A 14,430-nucleotide genomic window follows, 5' to 3' on the forward strand; every position below is an offset into this window, starting at 1 on the left:
GTCGTCCGGTTCCCTCCGGCGCACGCCGGAAGGCCGGTGCGCCGACCGCCGTCGCCCCCGACACGGACGGGTGGAATCGCAGGAATAACCCCGGTCAGCCGGGTATCCGTGCGGTCCGACGTCTCATGGGGGAGGAACGAATGTTGGGAATCAAACGCCTGGGTCTGCTGGCCGCGCTGGTGGTCGTGGGGCTGGCGCCCGCCGCCGCGGCGCAGGCGGCGGCGCAGCCGTCGACGCAGGACACGCAGTATCTGCAGGCGGTGCACCAGGTCAACCTGTTCGAGATCACCGCCGGTAACCTGGCCCAGCAGAAGGGTCAGAACCAGCAGGTCAAGGACCTGGGCAAGATGTTCGTGACGGACCACACCCAGCTGGACCAGACGGTGCAGTCGACCGCGCAGCAGCTCAACGTGCAGTTGCCGGCCGACCCGACCGCCGACCAGCAGAAGGTCCTGGACAAGCTGAACAACCTCAGCGGGGCCGAGTTCGACAAGGCGTGGGTGACCGCGCAGCTCGCCGGCCACGTCCAGGCGATCCAGGCCACCCAGACCGAGATCTCGCAGGGCTCGGAGCAGTCGGTGGTGCAGATCGCCCAGGACGCGCTGCCGGTCCTCCAGGCGCACTACGACGCGCTTGTGGCCCTGGCACAGACCCTGGGCGTCCCGGTGCCGCAGACCAGCGCCAGCGGCACGCCCAGCCCGGGCGGCACCACGTCCCCGGGTGGCACCGAGTCGCCGGCTCCGGGCGGCACCGAGACCGAGGAGCCCGCTCCGGGCACCACGGAGACCCCGGTGCCCAGCCAGAGCTGACGTACCGCACGGCCGACGGTGGCCGGTCCGCCCGCGAGGGTGGGCCGGCCACCGGCTCGTGTCAGTCGGCGCCGGCGAGCCCGATGGCGAACGCCGACTCCAGGTCGTGCTGCGAGTAGGCGCGGAACGCGATGTGCGACTCGGTGTTGAGCACACCCGGCACCTTCGAGATGCTGCCAGCGATGACCTGGGCGATCTGCTCGAACTCCCGGACCCGGACCACGGCGATCAGGTCGACGTGCCCGGCCACCGAGTAGACCTCGCTGACGCCGGGCAGGTTGGCCAGAGTCTCGGCCACCTCGGGAATGGAGTCGGTGGCGCAGTCGATCAGCACGATCGCGGTGATCACGGGACGTTTCTCCGTTCGTCGGCGACGAGGCCCATGCTAGAGCCCACGGCCCTCAGCGCGCCGCCGGGACGGTCAGGTCGTCACCGGCCCGGATCACCTCACGCAGGCGTTCCCCCGCCGCCACGCTCGCGCCCGGCCACACCACCGACCGGTCCACGTCGCCGTGTACCCGCGCGCCGGCGCCGACCACCGAGGCGGTGACCCGGCCGTCCACCGTCGCGGCCGGGTCCACCAGCCCGTGGGGGCCGGCCGCGTGCAGGTTGGCGGCCAGGTAGTCGGCCGGGGTGCCGGTGTCGTAGAACGTGCCCCGGTAGGGCACTACCGTCAGCGCGCCGTCCGCCTCCGCCGGCCGCCACACCGCCCGGACCAGGTCGCCGAAAGTGGCGGGCAGGTCGCGGACCAGCCGCCAGGGCAGCAGTGAGAAACCCACGAACTCGTGGCCGTCGAAGGTCCCGGGGGCGTCCGGGTCGTCGGCGGGCCGGCCGAGCAGGCGTACGCCGTGCCCGTCCCACCCGTCCAGCAGCGCGGCGATGTCCGGCCCGGGCGGGGCCTGCGGATCGGACAGGTACGCGTCGGCGTTGCCGACCAGCACGCCCCGGCCGGCGATCCAGTCCCGCAGCCGGCCCACGCCCCCGGCGGTGCCCAGCGGGGCGTCCGGCTCGACCGACAGGTGTGCCCGGTCGCCGACCCGCGCGACCACCTGGTCACCCAGGTAGCAGGCGTTCACCGCGACCCGATCCGGACCGGTCAGGCCGAGCCCGGCCAGCCGGGCCAGCGCCCGGTCCAGCAGCGGGACGTTGCCGACCGGGCAGAGCGCCTTCGGCACCCGCTCGGTGAGCGGGCGCAACCGGGTGCCCTCGCCCGCGGCCAGCACCACCGCGCACACCTCGACCCCGGACGCCGGGGTGCCCACGTACGGGGTGCTCACGCGGCCGGTGGGTGCTCGCCGGCGCGCGGGCCGATGCCGTAGTACCCGAGCAGGTTGGCGGTGGCGCGGCTGAGCCGGGGCAGGTCGTCGAGCGGGTGGAAGGCGGCCTCGAAGACCTCGGCGCCGTCCACCTTCAGCTCGGTAGTCGACGCCGGCACCTCCGCCTCGAACACCACGTCGACCCAGCCCTTGGCGTGCACCACCGCGTTCGGCACCGCCGGGCGCAGCGCGTCGGGGGAGAGGCGGACGCCGGATTCCTCGTACAGCTCGCGGGCGGCGCCGACCACCGGGGCCTCGCCGCGCTGCAGCAGCCCGGCGGGCAGCGTCCAGCTGTACCCGGGCGGCTGGCGCAGCAGCAGGATCCGGCCCGCGCCGCCGGCCTCCGTGTCCTTGACCAGCGTGACCGCGCCGACGACGTACTTCGGTACGGCCAGCCGGACCAGCCGCCGCCGCAGCGGGACCGGAAGCCGGTAGAAGATCTGGTAGCCGAGGGCCCGACCGGTGGCACGCGCGCGGGGGATCATGCGGTCCAGGCTAGTGGTCCCGGCGCGAACCGGCTCCGTCTACTGCCTGTGGTCGACCAGATCGATCAACTGTTCGACCACCGTGTCCGGCTCGACGGTGCGGTCGAAGACCGCCACCAGCAGCGTCTCCAGGTCGGGGTAGCCCAGTTCCTCGGACAGCCGCAGCAGCGGCAGGTCGCTGGCCAGGCCCCGGTTGTGCTTGCGCAACGCCAGGCCGATCGAGGCCCGGCCGAGCCGGACCTTGTCGGCGATCGAGATGCCCGGCTCGGTGTGCTCGGCGAACCAGCGGTTGATCTGCATCTGGGCGTGCGGGGACTTCACGAAGCCCAGCCACTCCCGGCGCGGGCCACGCGGGGCCACGTCCGCCTCGAAGCCGCTCTCCGCGTCGTTCTCGGTGAAGATCTCCACCACGTCGCCCTCCTCCAGTTCGGAGGACAGCGGCGCGAGCCGGCCGTTGATCCGGGCGGCCAGGCAGTGGTCGCCGCGCTCGGTGCCCAGCTCGTACGCGAGGTCGACAGGGGTCGCGCCGGCCGGCAGCACCACCTGCCGCCCGTCGGCCACCACCTGGATCTGCGCCTCGGACAGGTCGCAGCGCAGCGACTCCATGAACTGGGTCGGGTCGACCGTCTCCTGCTCCCAGTCGAGCACCCGGCGCAGCCAGGCCAGCTCGTCCGCGCGGTCGGCGGCCCGGCCCGCGGCCCGGGGGAAGCGGTAGTGGGCGGCCACGCCGTACTCCGCGGAGCGGTGCATCTCGGTGGTGCGGATCAGCACCTCGACGGTGCGGTCCTGCGGGCCGCAGACACTCGTGTGCAGGGACCGGTAGAGGTTGTTCTTCGGGGAGGCGATGAAGTCCTTGAACCGGCCCGGCACCGGCCGCCACAGCCCGTGCACGGCGCCCAAGGCGGCGTAACAGTCGGTCGCCGGGCCGTCCACCACGATCGCGATGCGGGGCAGGTCGAACGGGGCGGCGTGGTCGCCGGCGACCGTGTCCTTCCAGATCGAGTAGAGGTGCCGCGGGCGGGGGGACACGTCGGCGTCGACCCGGTTGCGGCGCAGCGCCACCCGGGTGCGGGCCACCACGTCGGCGAGGTAGGCGTCCCAGCCGGGCCGGTCGTGCACGAACCGCGCGATCCGCGCGTGCTCCTCCGGTCGCAGGTGCAGCAGCACCACGTCGTCCAGCTCGCGTTTGAGGGTCTGGATGCCCAGCCGGTCGCAGAGCGGGACCAGCACCTCCTGGGTCTTGCGGGCGATCCGCTCCCGGGAGGCGGCCGAGCGGACGCCGAGCGTCCGCATGTTGTGCAGCCGGTCGGCCAGCTTGATCACCAGCACCCGGACGTCCTTGCCGGCCGCCACGATCATCTTGCGGACGGTCTCCGCCTCGGCGGCCTTGCCGTAGAACGCCTTGTCGAACTTGGTCACCCCGTCGACCAGGTGGGCGACCTCGCGGCCGAAGTCCTCCTGGAGCGCCTGCAGCGTGTAGCGGGTGTCCTCCACCGTGTCGTGCAGCAGCGCGGCGACCAGCGTGATGGTGTCCATGCCGAGGTCGGCGCAGATCTGCGCCACCGCCAGCGGGTGGGTGATGTACGGCTCGCCGCTCTTGCGGAACTGGCCGCGGTGCATGTTCTCGGCGATCGTGTAGGCCCGGCGCAGCACCGAGGCGTCGGCGCTCGGGTGGATGCCCCGATGGGCCCGGACCAGTGTGGTCACCGGATCCCCGTCGGCGGTGGGCCAGGTGAGCAGGGAACGCAGGCGGCGGGTGAGCGGCAGTTCGCCCTGGGTCGGGAGCGCGCCACCCAGGGCGGCGCCGTGTCCGGCGTCGACGTCCACCTGGGACACCTCCTCACCCCGGCCCTCGGCCACCGAAACCGGCGGCCGGGAGCAGAGCCCGCGAAACGGGCAGGTCTGCACTCCTTTAACAGACTAAGGGAGCCGAGGTAGTCCGATCGGTCAGTTGGTCATGAGCGTTCGGTCGAGAGTTTGTGGGATCCGCCGTTCTCCGCCTTCGTCAGCAGATCGCGGAAACGCCCCGCGCCGGCCACCGGAGACGCCCATCCGGCGGTCGCCTCGACCAGCCGGGTCTCCGGTCGTTCCAACCAGGACAGGATCCGCTCGGTCTCCTCGGCGGTCGCGGCCGGCACCGGACCGTGCCCGGGCAGCACGGTCTCGGCGGTGGCCCGGATCGCGGCGATGGTGGGTCGCGGGTGGACACCCGGCGGGGACACCCCGGCCCCGGCGAGCCGGCCGTGCCGCACCAGAGCCAGCTCCCAGCCGCCCCGGGCGGCCGGACGGGCGGCGGCCAGCTCGGCGATGCCGGTCAACGCGGCCAGCCGCTGCATCCGGACCGCCGCGCGCAGCACCGCCACCAGCCGGGTGCGGGCCACCGCCGCCTCCTCGTACCGCTGGGCGGCCGACAGCGCCTCGATGCGGGCGAGCAACGCGTCCACCACCACGCCGGGGTCGTCACTGGTGGCGGTGCGGAACGGCGTCGCCGCCGCGTCGTCGTACTCCTCGGGGGTGATCCGGTGCTCGCAGGGCGCCGGGCAGCGACCCAGCTCGGCCAGCGCGCAGGCCGGCATGGTGGTGCGCCGGGAGAGCCGGTGCGTGCACTGCCGCAGCGGCACCGCGTCGTGGAAACCGGCGGCGGCCAGCTCCGCCGCCTGCCGGGACCGGAACGGCCCCAGGTAGGCCGTGTCGGTGGGCGTGATGCCGCGCACGATCGACAACCGGGGGTACGCCTCGTCGGTGAGCTTCAGCCACACCTGGCGCTCCGGATACTTCGACCGGCGGTTGTACGGCGGCGCGTGCGCCGCGATCAGCCGCAGCTCCCGGACCTCGGCCTCCAGCGAGTGGGCGCACTCGACCGCCTCCACCCGCTCGGCGGCGGCGAGCATCTCGGAGATCCGGGCCCGCTTCTCCGCGGCGGTGAAGTAGCTGCGGACCCGGGTGGCGATGTCGCCGGACGTGCCGACGTAGAGCGGCCGGTCGTCGGCGGCCCGGAAGATGTAGACGCCCGGCACCTTTGGCAGCCCGTCGGCGAGGTGCCGCTTGCGGCGCTGGGTGGGGGTGACCGCGCGGGCGAACTCGATCGCCTCGCCGACCGTGCCGACCCGGTGCCCGCCGAGGCGGCCGATCAGCCCGTGCAGCACGTCGACGGTGGCCTTGGCGTCGTCCAGCGCCCGGTGGGTGGGCTGGGTCGCGGTGCGGAAGTAGGCGGCGAGCGTGCCCAGCTTGCGGTTGGGCACCTCGTCGCGGGTGAGCACCCGCCGGGCCAGCGCGGCCGTGTCCAGCACCCGGGGGTTGGGCCAGCGGTAGCCGTGCTTCGCGCAGGCCGCCTTGAGGAAACCCACGTCGTACGGCGCGTTGTGGGCGACCAGCACGGCGTCGCTGACGAACTCGAGAAAACTCGGCAGCACCTGCTCGATCGGCGGGGCGGGCAGCAGCATGGCCTGGGTGATGCCGGTGAGCACGGTGATGAACGGCGGGATCGGCACGCCCGGGTTGACCAGCGTGGCGAGCACGCCCAGCTCCTCACCGCCGCGCACCTTCACCGCGCCGATCTCGGTGATCCCGCCGCCGTCGGGCGCGCCGCCGGTGGTCTCCAGGTCGACCACCACGAAGGTGGTCGCGTAGAGCGGCAGCGCCGGGTCGACACCGCTGCCCGCCGGGTCCAGGCCGGCCAGCGACTCCTGGACGTACTCCGCTCGTGTCACCCGCGGGACGCTAGCGGCACGGTCCGACACTCCTGTCACTGCGGCCCCAGGAGATACCACGGGGGTACGATGAGAGATCAGCTCACTCACCGGGCGGTGGGCCCGTTCGGGGTGGGAGACTTGCCTCATGCCCCTCATCGAGCCGCACGACGACCACTCCTCCGTGGAGGAGCCGGTGGTCGGCGTGCCCGCCGAGGAGGACGCGCCGCCCGCCGTCGAGCCCGAGCCCGTGCTGCCCGAGCCGGTCCGGCAGCGGATCGTCACGCTGACCGCCGCCGTGCTGCCCGGCCTGCCCGCCGACGAGGTGCCGGTGCCGCTGCGGCGGGTCGCCAAGTTCGCCCCCAACCGCCGGGCCCGCCTCGGCGCGCCCGCCATCGCCGCCCAGCTCACCGCCGACCCGCTGTTCCGGCAGCGGATCACCGCCCGGGTGCTCGCCGACGCCGGTGACCTCGGCGCGGCGGTGGTCGAGGGCACCGCGCCCGCCGCCGCCGACCCGGTCGAGGTGGCCGCCCTGGCCTACCTGGCCCGGCCCCGGGGCTGGCGGGAACTGATCGACGCCAGCGGCGAGGCGGTACGCGCCGAGGCGGACAGCGCGGTCGTGGCCGAGCTGGTCCGCGAGGCCGAACAGCGGGCCGCCCGCGCCGAGCACGACCGTGCGGTGGCCCGGGTCGAGGCGGAGAAGCTGCGCGACGAGCTGGCCCGGGTCCGGGAGGAACTGGGTCAGCTGCGCGAGGAGGCCCGCCAGTTGACCCGTACCCTGCGGGAGACCCAGGCCCGGGAGCGCAAGGCCACCGAGATGCTCGCCACCGAGCGGGGACGGGCGGCGCGTGCCGCCGCCGACGCGGACGCCGAGCTGCGCCGCGCCCGGGCCCGGCTGGCCGAGGCGGAGGCCGCCGCCGGGGTGGCCCGGGCCAGCGCCAAGGAGGCCCGCTCGGTCGACGACGCGCGGCTGTGGCTGCTGCTGGAGACGATCGGCCAGGCCGCCGTGGGGCTGCGCCGCGAGCTGGCGCTCGACCCGGTGGACAAGCTCCCCGCCGACTTCGTCGCCGACGCGTTCGCCGAGCAGCCGGGCGCCGCCCCGGCGGGCCCGTCGACGCGGGCCCGCGACACCGACGACCCGGCCCGCCTCGACCAGTTGCTCGCGCTCCCGCGGGCGCACCTGGTGGTGGACGGCTACAACGTGACCAAGCGCGGCTTCGGCGAGATGTCGCTGGAGCAGCAGCGCAAGCGGCTGATCACCGGGCTGGGCGGGATCGCCGCGCAGACCGGGGACGAGGTCACCGTCGTGTTCGACGGCGCCGAGCGGATCCACGGACTGCCCCCGGCGCCGCGCGGCGTGCGGGTGCTGTTCTCCCGCAAGGGGGAGACCGCCGACGAGCTGATCCGCCGGCTGGTCCGCGCCGAGCCGGCCGGGCGGCCGGTGGTGGTGGTCTCCTCCGACCGCGAGGTCGCCGACGGGGTACGCCGGCACGGCGCGTACCCGCTGGGCGCCGACTCGCTGCTGCGGCGCCTGGCCCGTTCCTGACCGCCGCCCCCGCTTGATCGACTCCAGATCGGGGGAGTGGTGGGGTCGGGCGCGTGCTGATCGCGCCACTTCGGCGTACTGGTTCTGGTTCGCGGCGGGTGCTGCCTCGTTGTCCGGTTCTGTCGTACCCCGGCGTTAGCGTTCCGGTGACCGACGGTGGTGGTTCCTTCCCCGAGCGCCACCGGCGACCCGTCAGGAGGCGTTGATGCTCATCGACTGCGACACCTGCGGCAACCGCGGCGCCGGCTGCTCCGGCTGCCTGGTGACCGCGCTGCTCGACTCGGACCCGGCCGCGGCCGACCTCGGACCGGCAGAGCAGCGGGCGATCGAGGTGTTCGCGCGGGCCGGGTTCGAGGTCGAGGTGCTGCGGCCGGCGCCTGCCGAGGCGCCGGCGCCGATGCCCCGCCGCCCCGGCCGTCGCCGCCGGGTCGCCTGACGCCGCCCGCCGCCCGCCGCCCGCCGCTCGTCCTCGACCCGACAAGGGCCATCGATCTTGGAGTTGTGGCGCCCAGAATGCCGCTTTGGTGAGCCTTGTGAGGCGCCACAACTCCAAGATCGGCGCGCGCGGGGCGAGGGCGGGGCGGTGGGGACCGCGTGGCGGGCACGGCGGTCCCGCTTGCGCGGCCGGGCAATAGGATGGGCGGTCACGGTGGGAGGGGAGCGGCATGACGCGGACGGGGCACGACGGCGGGGTGGGTCGGTGACCCCGCGCGCCTGGGCGCTGCTGACCCTGGGCGGCCTGGTGGTCGCACTGCTCGTGACGGTCGCCGTGCTGGTGCCGTGGAGCCGGCCGCCGGCGCCCCGCGCCGACCAGCTCGCGGCCCTGCGTGACCTTCCGGCCGAGCAGGTGACCCGGGGCCGGGCGTTCCACGGCGCGCTGCGCCCGGCGGCCTGGTCGGCGCTGGCGGTCGGGCTGGTGGTGGCGGTGCTGCTCGGGCTGACCCCGCTGGGCGGGCGCCTGGTCGAACTGGTCGGCCGGCCCTTCGGCGGGCACTGGATCGCGCAGGCGGTGCTCGGCGGGCTCGCCGTCATGTTCCTCGCCGACCTGCTCACGCTGCCGTTCGCGGCCTGGCGGCGCACCGTGCTGGTCCGCTACGAGCTCAGCACCCAGAGCTGGGGTGGCTGGGCGGTCGACCTGCTCAAGTCGTACGCGGTCAGCGCCGTGATCGGCGCGCTGGTCCTGCTCGGCTTCTACACCGTGGTGCGGCTCGCCCCGCGCTGGTGGTGGGCGTTCGGCGCGGCCGGCGCGGCGGCCCTGGTGGTGGTGCTGTCGTTCGTGCTGCCGGTGCTCGTCGAGCCGGTGTTCAACCGGTTCACCCCGATGGAGCCGGGCCCGCTGCGCAGCGAGCTGACCGCGATGGCCGCCCGGGACGGCGTACCGGTGCGTGACGTGCTCGTCGCCGACGCGTCCCGGCGTACCAGTGCGGTGAACGCGTACGTCTCCGGGCTCGGCCCGACGCGGCGGGTGGTCGTCTACGACACGTTGCTGCGCGAGGCGGAACCGGCGGAGGTGACGAGCGTGGTCGCCCACGAGCTGGGCCACGCCAAGGACCGCGACGTGTGGACCGGTACGCTGCTCGGCGCGCTCGGCGCCGCCGCCGCCGTGGTGGCGCTCTACCTGGTCGGGTCCTGGACGCCGTTGCTGCGGCTCGCCGGTGTCGACTCGATCGCCCAGCCGCGGGCGTTCCCGCTGCTGATCGCGCTGGTCACGGTCGCCGGGCTGCTCGCCACCCCGGCGCAGGCGCTGGTCTCGCGCCGGATCGAGGCCCGCGCCGACGCCCACGCGCTGGCGCTCACCGGCGACCCGGCGACGTTCGAGGCGATGCAGCGCCGGCTCGCCGGGGTCAACCTGGCCGACCCCGACCCGCCGCGCTGGGAGCGCCTCTGGTCGGCGACCCACCCGTCCACAGTCGAGCGGATGGCAGCCGCCCGCGCCTACGCCAGGGAGCCGGGCCGATGAGCCGCACCTTGCTGATCACCAACGACTTCCCGCCGCGCCCCGGCGGCATCCAGTCGTTCGTGCACAACCTCGCGGTACGCCAGCCGCCCGGCTCGGTGGTGGTCTACGCGTCGAGCTGGCGCGGGGCGGAGAAGTTCGACGCCGACCAGCCGTTCGAGGTGGTCCGGGAACGGACCCGGGTGCTGCTGCCCACCCCGCTGATCGCCCGGCGGGCGGCGCGGCTGGCCCGCGCGTACGACTGCGACACCGTCTGGTTCGGCGCGGCGGCCCCGCTGGGGCTGCTCGCCGCGGGCCTGCGGCGCCGGGCCGGGATCCGCCGGGCGGTGGCGCTGACCCACGGGCACGAGGTCGGCTGGGCGGCGCTGCCCGGGGCCCGCTCGGCGCTGCGCCGGATCGGCCGGGGCGTCGACGTGACCACCTACCTCGGCGAGTACACCCGGGCGCGGCTGGCCCGCGTGCTGGACGGGCTGACCGAGTTGCGGCGCCTCGCCCCCGGTGTGGACGTGGACACCTACCACCCGGAGGTCGACGGCGGGCCGGTCCGGTCGCGGCTCGGGCTGGCCGACCGGCCGGTGGTGGTGTGCGTGTCGCGGCTGGTGCCCCGCAAGGGCCAGGACATGCTGATCCGCGCGCTGCCGGAGATCCGCCGCCGGGTGCCCGACGCCGCGCTGCTCGTGGTCGGCGGTGGCCCGTACCGCTCGACGCTGGAGAAGCTGGCCCGGCAGACCGGGCTGGAACGCGACGTGGTCTTCACCGGTTCGGTGCCCTCGGCCGAGCTGCCCGCCCACTACGCGGCCGGCGACGTGTACGCGATGCCGTGCCGCACCCGCAACCGGGGCCTGGACGTGGAGGGCCTCGGGATCGTCTACCTGGAGGCGAGCGCGACCGGGCTGCCGGTGGTGGCCGGTGACTCCGGCGGCGCCCCGGACGCGGTCCGCGAGGGGGAGACCGGGTACGTGGTCGGCGGCCGGGACGTGGCCCAGCTCGCCGACCGGGTGGCCACGCTGCTCGCCGACCGGGACCTGGCCCGGCAGTTCGGCGCCGCCGGCCGCGCCTGGGTGGAGCGGGAGTGGCGCTGGGAGACGCAGGCGCAGCGGATGGCCGCCCTGCTGGCCGGCTGACCGCGAGCCGGACGGGCCGGACGGGCCGGAAACCGCGGCCGGGCCGGGAGGCGCGCCGGCCCGGCTCAGGAGACCGCGTCGACGTGGGCGGGCACCCGGCCCAGGTGCGGCGCGGCCGGCCCGGGGCGGCCGAAGTGCCAGCCCTGCCCGGCGTCGCAGCCGATCGCGCGCAGCCGGTCGGCCTGGTCGGCCGTCTCCACGCCCTCGGCGGTGACGGTGAGGTCCAGCGCGTGCGCCAGCGAGACGAGCGAGGCGAGGATCCGCTCGTCGGTACGACTGCCCGGGGCGCGCAGGCCGGTCACGAACTCGCCCGCCACCTTCAGCTCGTCGACCGGCAGGTCCCGCAGGTACGCGAGGTTGCAGTAACCGGTGCCGAAGTCGTCGATGGCGACCCGGACCCCGAGGTCACCGAGCACCCGTAGCGCTCGTACCGGCTCGACCACGGTGCTCATCATGGTGCTCTCGGTGATCTCCAGTTGCAGCCGGTGCGGCGGCAGGCCGGTGCGCCCCAGCACACCGCGTACCTCGGTCACCAGGTCGGTGCGGTGCAGCTGCCGTACCGCGAGGTTGACGCTGACGAACGGCGCGTCGGCGTCCCCGCCCGGCCAGGTGCCCGCCTCGCGGCACGCCTCGGCCAGCACCCAGCTGCCGAGCCGGACGATCAACCCGGTCTCCTCGGCCAGCGGGATGAAGCTGTCCGGCCGCAGCACACCCAGCTCCGGGTGACGCCACCGCACCAGCGCCTCCATGCCGAGCACCCGCCCGTCGCGCAGCGACGTCAGCGGCTGGTAGTCGAGGTAGAACTCGCCCCGGTCCAGCGCGGCGGGGATCGCCGCGGACAGCGCGTACCGGGCCAGCTCGCGGCGGTTGCGGTCGGCGTCGAACAGCGACCAGCGGGCCCCGCCGGCGGCCTTGGCCCAGTGCAGGGTGCTGTCGGCAGCGCGCATCAGGTCCATCGGCGAGGTGCCCGCGACCGGGCGCTCCACGATGCCGATGCTCGCGGACACGGTCAGCTCGTGGCCGTCGACGAGCGCCGGCTCGCGTACCGCGGCGAGCGCCGTCTCGGCGACCTTCACCGCGTCGTCGGTGCCGGCGCTGCGCTCGACCAGGATCACGAACTCGTCGCCGCCGAGCCGGGCGACCAGGTGTTCACCGAGCGCCCCGTGCAGGCGCTGGGCCACCGTCACCAGCAGCGAGTCGCCGACCTGGTGGCCGAGGGAGTCGTTGACGACCTTGAACCGGTCCAGGTCGAGGAAGCACACGCCGATCCGGTCGGCGCCCCGCCCCGGCGCGGTGATCGCGGCGGTCAGCCGTTCGGTGAACAGGGTGCGGTTCGGCAGGCCGGTGAGCGGGTCGTGGGTGGCCTGGTGCCGGAACCGGGCCTCGCTGTCGCGCAGCGCCCGTTCCGCCTGCGCACGGGCCATCATGGCGGCCCGGCGGATGGACTCCTGCTCGTCCAGCGTGCGGTCGCGCAGGGCCCGGGCGTAGCCGGTGGCGACGGTGGCGAGCAGCCGGGCCATCCGGTCCTCGACGTCGTCGACGACCAGGTCGAGGTCGCGGACCAGGCGCAGCTGGATCACCTCGACGGTGCGACCCAGGCCCTCCGCGGAGGCGATGTGCGCCTGGACCAGCTCCGCGCCGACGTGCTGGCCGATCCGCAGGTCGAACGGTTCGGCGCGCATCGCCTGGGCCAGCCGGTCGGTGAGCCGTTGCAGGATCTCCTCCAGCTGCGACTGCGTCATCGGCAGGTAGCTGGTGCCGGACACCGCCTTGGCCCAGGCCCGGGCGAACACGCCGGGCCGGCAGCGGGTCGCGTCGTCACCCACCGAGCCGCCCGACCCCGCCCATGAAGACGGCCCGCTCGGCGTTCTCCGCCTGGTCGGGGGAGTCCGGCCGCCACTGCGGCACCCACACCACGCCCGGGTCGACCAGCTCGAAGCCGTCGAACAGCGCGGTCATCTCGGCCCGGCTGCGGATCCAGAGCTGGCTGTCGGTGCGCCGGTAGACCCGCTCCGCCTCGGCCCGCTCGCCGGTGCCGGCGCGGCCGTCCTCGCTGGCCTGGGAGAGCACCAGGTGGCTGCCGGGCGCCAGCGCCGCGCGCAGCGTCCGCAGGATCTCCTCCGGGCGGTCGGCGTCCGGGACGAAGTGCAGCACCGCCACGATCATCACGGCGACCGGCCGGCTGAAGTCGAGCAGCCGGGTGACCTCCGGGTGGGTCAGGATCGCCTCCGGGTTACGCAGGTCCTCCTGGAGAACCGTGGCGTGCTCGTTGCCGGCCAGGATCTCCTGGCTGTGCGCCACGGCCACTGGGTCGACGTCGACGTAGACCACCCGCGACTCCCTGTCGATCCGCTGGGCGATCTCGTGCACGTTGCCGACGGTCGGGATGCCGGAGCCGATGTCGAGGAACTGACGGATGCCGGCCTGAGCGAGGTACTGCACCGCCCGGCGCAGGAACGCGCGGTTGGCCTGTGCCATCAGCGGCGCCTCCGGCACCGCCTCCACCATCGCGCGGGCGGCCGCCCGGTCGGCGGCGAAGTTGTGCGAGCCGCCGAGATAGTAGTCGTACATGCGGGCGACGCTGGGGCGCTCGATGTCGATCGTCTCCGGTGCCCAGTCCGGCCGCTGCATGTCCTGCCCCTCGGGTGTCGGCGACACGCGGTCGTCACCGCCGCGCGGATCACCCGCGTATTCTGCCCCTCCGCCGTCGCGCTGCAAAGACCGCCGTCACTGTGCGTCCGGCCGTTCACAGTGCGCGACCATGCCGCGACCGGGTACGCCGAGAGGCCCGCGTCCGTGGTGGACGGGGCCTCTTCCGGCGGTACGCCTCAGAACTTGGGTGCGTCCGGGGCCTCGAGCAGCCCCAGCCGCAGCGCGGTCATCAGGGCCTGCGCCCGGTTGGCGGCGCCCAGCTTCTCGTAGAGCTTGGAGATGTGGGTCTTGGCCGTCGACTCGCTGACGAACAGCTGCTTGGCGATGCCGGCCACGCTCATGCCGTCGGCGAGCAGCCGCAGCACCTGGCCCTCGCGGGGGGACAGCTGCGGGCCGGACGGCGCCAGCCGGCGCTTCATCGCCTCGGCCAGGTCGGCCGCGGTGAACGCGCTGGGGGAGGAGGCGGCGTGCCGGGCGGCGGCCACCACCTCGTCGGCCGGGGCGGTCTTCGGCACGAACGCGCTCGCCCCCGCCTCCAGGGCGCCGAAGAGCTGGTCGTCGCCGGCGTACATGGTGAGCACGACGATGCCCATGGACGCGCTGGACTTGCGCAGGGCGCGGGTGGCCTCCAGGCCGCTGCCGTCGGGCAGGCGGAGGTCCATGATCACCACGTCGGGCTGGAGCGCGCCGGCCTGGCGCACGCCCTCCGCCGCGGTGGCCGCCTCGCCCACGACCTCGAACTGGCGGTCGCGCTCGAACGCGTGACGCAGCCCCTTGCGGATGAGGTCGTGGTCGTCGACAAGGAGAACCTTGGTACGGGTGGCCGGTGTCGGACTGCTGGTCATCCTCGGG

The 14,430-nt window shown here is 74.6% G+C and carries 13 protein-coding genes; 5 read left to right on the forward strand and 8 right to left on the reverse strand.

Going from position 1 to position 14,430, the window contains the following annotated elements:
• Positions 1–140 precede the first annotated feature (140 nt).
• Positions 141–809, forward strand: a complete 669-nt coding sequence (locus tag O7607_RS20710) for a DUF4142 domain-containing protein (protein ID WP_013287690.1) — start codon at positions 141–143, stop codon at positions 807–809.
• A 61-nt stretch (positions 810–870) separates the two neighbouring features.
• Here O7607_RS20710 and O7607_RS20715 read toward each other — a convergent pair whose 3' ends face one another.
• The 5 genes from O7607_RS20715 to O7607_RS20735 all read right to left on the reverse strand — a co-directional run bounded on the left by O7607_RS20715 (position 871) and on the right by O7607_RS20735 (position 6,320).
• The gene (locus tag O7607_RS20715; protein ID WP_269704832.1) at positions 871–1,158 is read right to left on the reverse strand and encodes an Lrp/AsnC family transcriptional regulator; all 288 of its coding nucleotides are present in this window, start codon (positions 1,156–1,158) and stop codon (positions 871–873) included.
• A 52-nt stretch (positions 1,159–1,210) separates the two neighbouring features.
• Positions 1,211–2,086: a nucleotidyltransferase family protein gene (locus tag O7607_RS20720; RefSeq protein ID WP_269704833.1), complete on the reverse strand. Its 876-nt coding sequence runs from the start codon at positions 2,084–2,086 to the stop codon at positions 1,211–1,213.
• Positions 2,083–2,610, reverse strand: coding sequence for an NUDIX hydrolase (locus O7607_RS20725; RefSeq protein WP_269704834.1), 528 nt, complete (start codon positions 2,608–2,610; stop codon positions 2,083–2,085). Before O7607_RS20725 ends, O7607_RS20720 begins: the two co-directional genes overlap by 4 nt.
• Positions 2,611–2,649: 39 nt before the next feature.
• On the reverse strand, positions 2,650–4,437 hold the full coding sequence (locus tag O7607_RS20730; protein ID WP_269707043.1) for a RelA/SpoT family protein: 1,788 nt from the start codon (positions 4,435–4,437) through the stop codon (positions 2,650–2,652).
• Positions 4,438–4,565: 128 nt separating this feature from the next.
• Positions 4,566–6,320, reverse strand: a complete 1,755-nt coding sequence (locus tag O7607_RS20735; RefSeq protein WP_269704835.1) for a DEDD exonuclease domain-containing protein — start codon at positions 6,318–6,320, stop codon at positions 4,566–4,568.
• Positions 6,321–6,447: 127 nt separating this feature from the next.
• Between O7607_RS20735 and O7607_RS20740 the strand changes: the two genes are divergently transcribed.
• From O7607_RS20740 to O7607_RS20755, 4 genes are all read left to right on the forward strand, one after another.
• Entirely contained in the window at positions 6,448–7,845 is a 1,398-nt protein-coding gene (locus O7607_RS20740; protein WP_269704836.1) for an NYN domain-containing protein, read from the forward strand.
• Positions 7,846–8,050: 205 nt separating this feature from the next.
• On the forward strand, positions 8,051–8,281 hold the full coding sequence (locus tag O7607_RS20745; RefSeq protein ID WP_269704837.1) for a hypothetical protein: 231 nt from the start codon (positions 8,051–8,053) through the stop codon (positions 8,279–8,281).
• A gap of 264 nt (positions 8,282–8,545) precedes the next feature.
• Positions 8,546–9,805 carry a M48 family metallopeptidase gene (locus O7607_RS20750; protein WP_269704838.1) on the forward strand — a complete coding sequence of 420 codons (1,260 nt, stop codon included), beginning with the start codon at positions 8,546–8,548 and terminating at the stop codon, positions 9,803–9,805.
• Entirely contained in the window at positions 9,802–10,926 is a 1,125-nt protein-coding gene (locus tag O7607_RS20755; RefSeq protein WP_269704839.1) for a glycosyltransferase family 4 protein, read from the forward strand. Before O7607_RS20750 ends, O7607_RS20755 begins: the two co-directional genes overlap by 4 nt.
• A gap of 65 nt (positions 10,927–10,991) precedes the next feature.
• Here O7607_RS20755 and O7607_RS20760 read toward each other — a convergent pair whose 3' ends face one another.
• From O7607_RS20760 to O7607_RS20770, 3 genes are all read right to left on the reverse strand, one after another.
• Complete coding sequence (locus O7607_RS20760) at positions 10,992–12,668, reverse strand: putative bifunctional diguanylate cyclase/phosphodiesterase (RefSeq protein ID WP_269707044.1); 1,677 nt, start codon at positions 12,666–12,668, stop codon at positions 10,992–10,994.
• 76 nt (positions 12,669–12,744) lie between these two features.
• Positions 12,745–13,557 carry an SAM-dependent methyltransferase gene (locus O7607_RS20765; protein WP_269707045.1) on the reverse strand — a complete coding sequence of 271 codons (813 nt, stop codon included), beginning with the start codon at positions 13,555–13,557 and terminating at the stop codon, positions 12,745–12,747.
• 197 nt (positions 13,558–13,754) lie between these two features.
• Positions 13,755–14,423, reverse strand: a complete 669-nt coding sequence (locus O7607_RS20770; protein WP_013287678.1) for a response regulator transcription factor — start codon at positions 14,421–14,423, stop codon at positions 13,755–13,757.
• Positions 14,424–14,430 lie beyond the last annotated feature (7 nt).

This window comes from Micromonospora sp. WMMA1949 (assembly GCF_027460145.1).
Taxonomy (GTDB): domain Bacteria; phylum Actinomycetota; class Actinomycetes; order Mycobacteriales; family Micromonosporaceae; genus Micromonospora.

Coding starts and splice junctions, on each gene's coding strand:
- O7607_RS20770 (WP_013287678.1), bottom strand. CDS start 14,423: ATGACCAGCAGTCCGACACCGGCCACCCGTACCAAGGTTCTCCTTGTC.
- O7607_RS20755 (WP_269704839.1), top strand. CDS start 9,802: ATGAGCCGCACCTTGCTGATCACCAACGACTTCCCGCCGCGCCCCGGC.
- O7607_RS20725 (WP_269704834.1), bottom strand. CDS start 2,610: ATGATCCCCCGCGCGCGTGCCACCGGTCGGGCCCTCGGCTACCAGATC.
- O7607_RS20710 (WP_013287690.1), top strand. CDS start 141: ATGTTGGGAATCAAACGCCTGGGTCTGCTGGCCGCGCTGGTGGTCGTG.
- O7607_RS20745 (WP_269704837.1), top strand. CDS start 8,051: ATGCTCATCGACTGCGACACCTGCGGCAACCGCGGCGCCGGCTGCTCC.
- O7607_RS20740 (WP_269704836.1), top strand. CDS start 6,448: ATGCCCCTCATCGAGCCGCACGACGACCACTCCTCCGTGGAGGAGCCG.
- O7607_RS20760 (WP_269707044.1), bottom strand. CDS start 12,668: ATGACGCAGTCGCAGCTGGAGGAGATCCTGCAACGGCTCACCGACCGG.
- O7607_RS20765 (WP_269707045.1), bottom strand. CDS start 13,557: ATGCAGCGGCCGGACTGGGCACCGGAGACGATCGACATCGAGCGCCCC.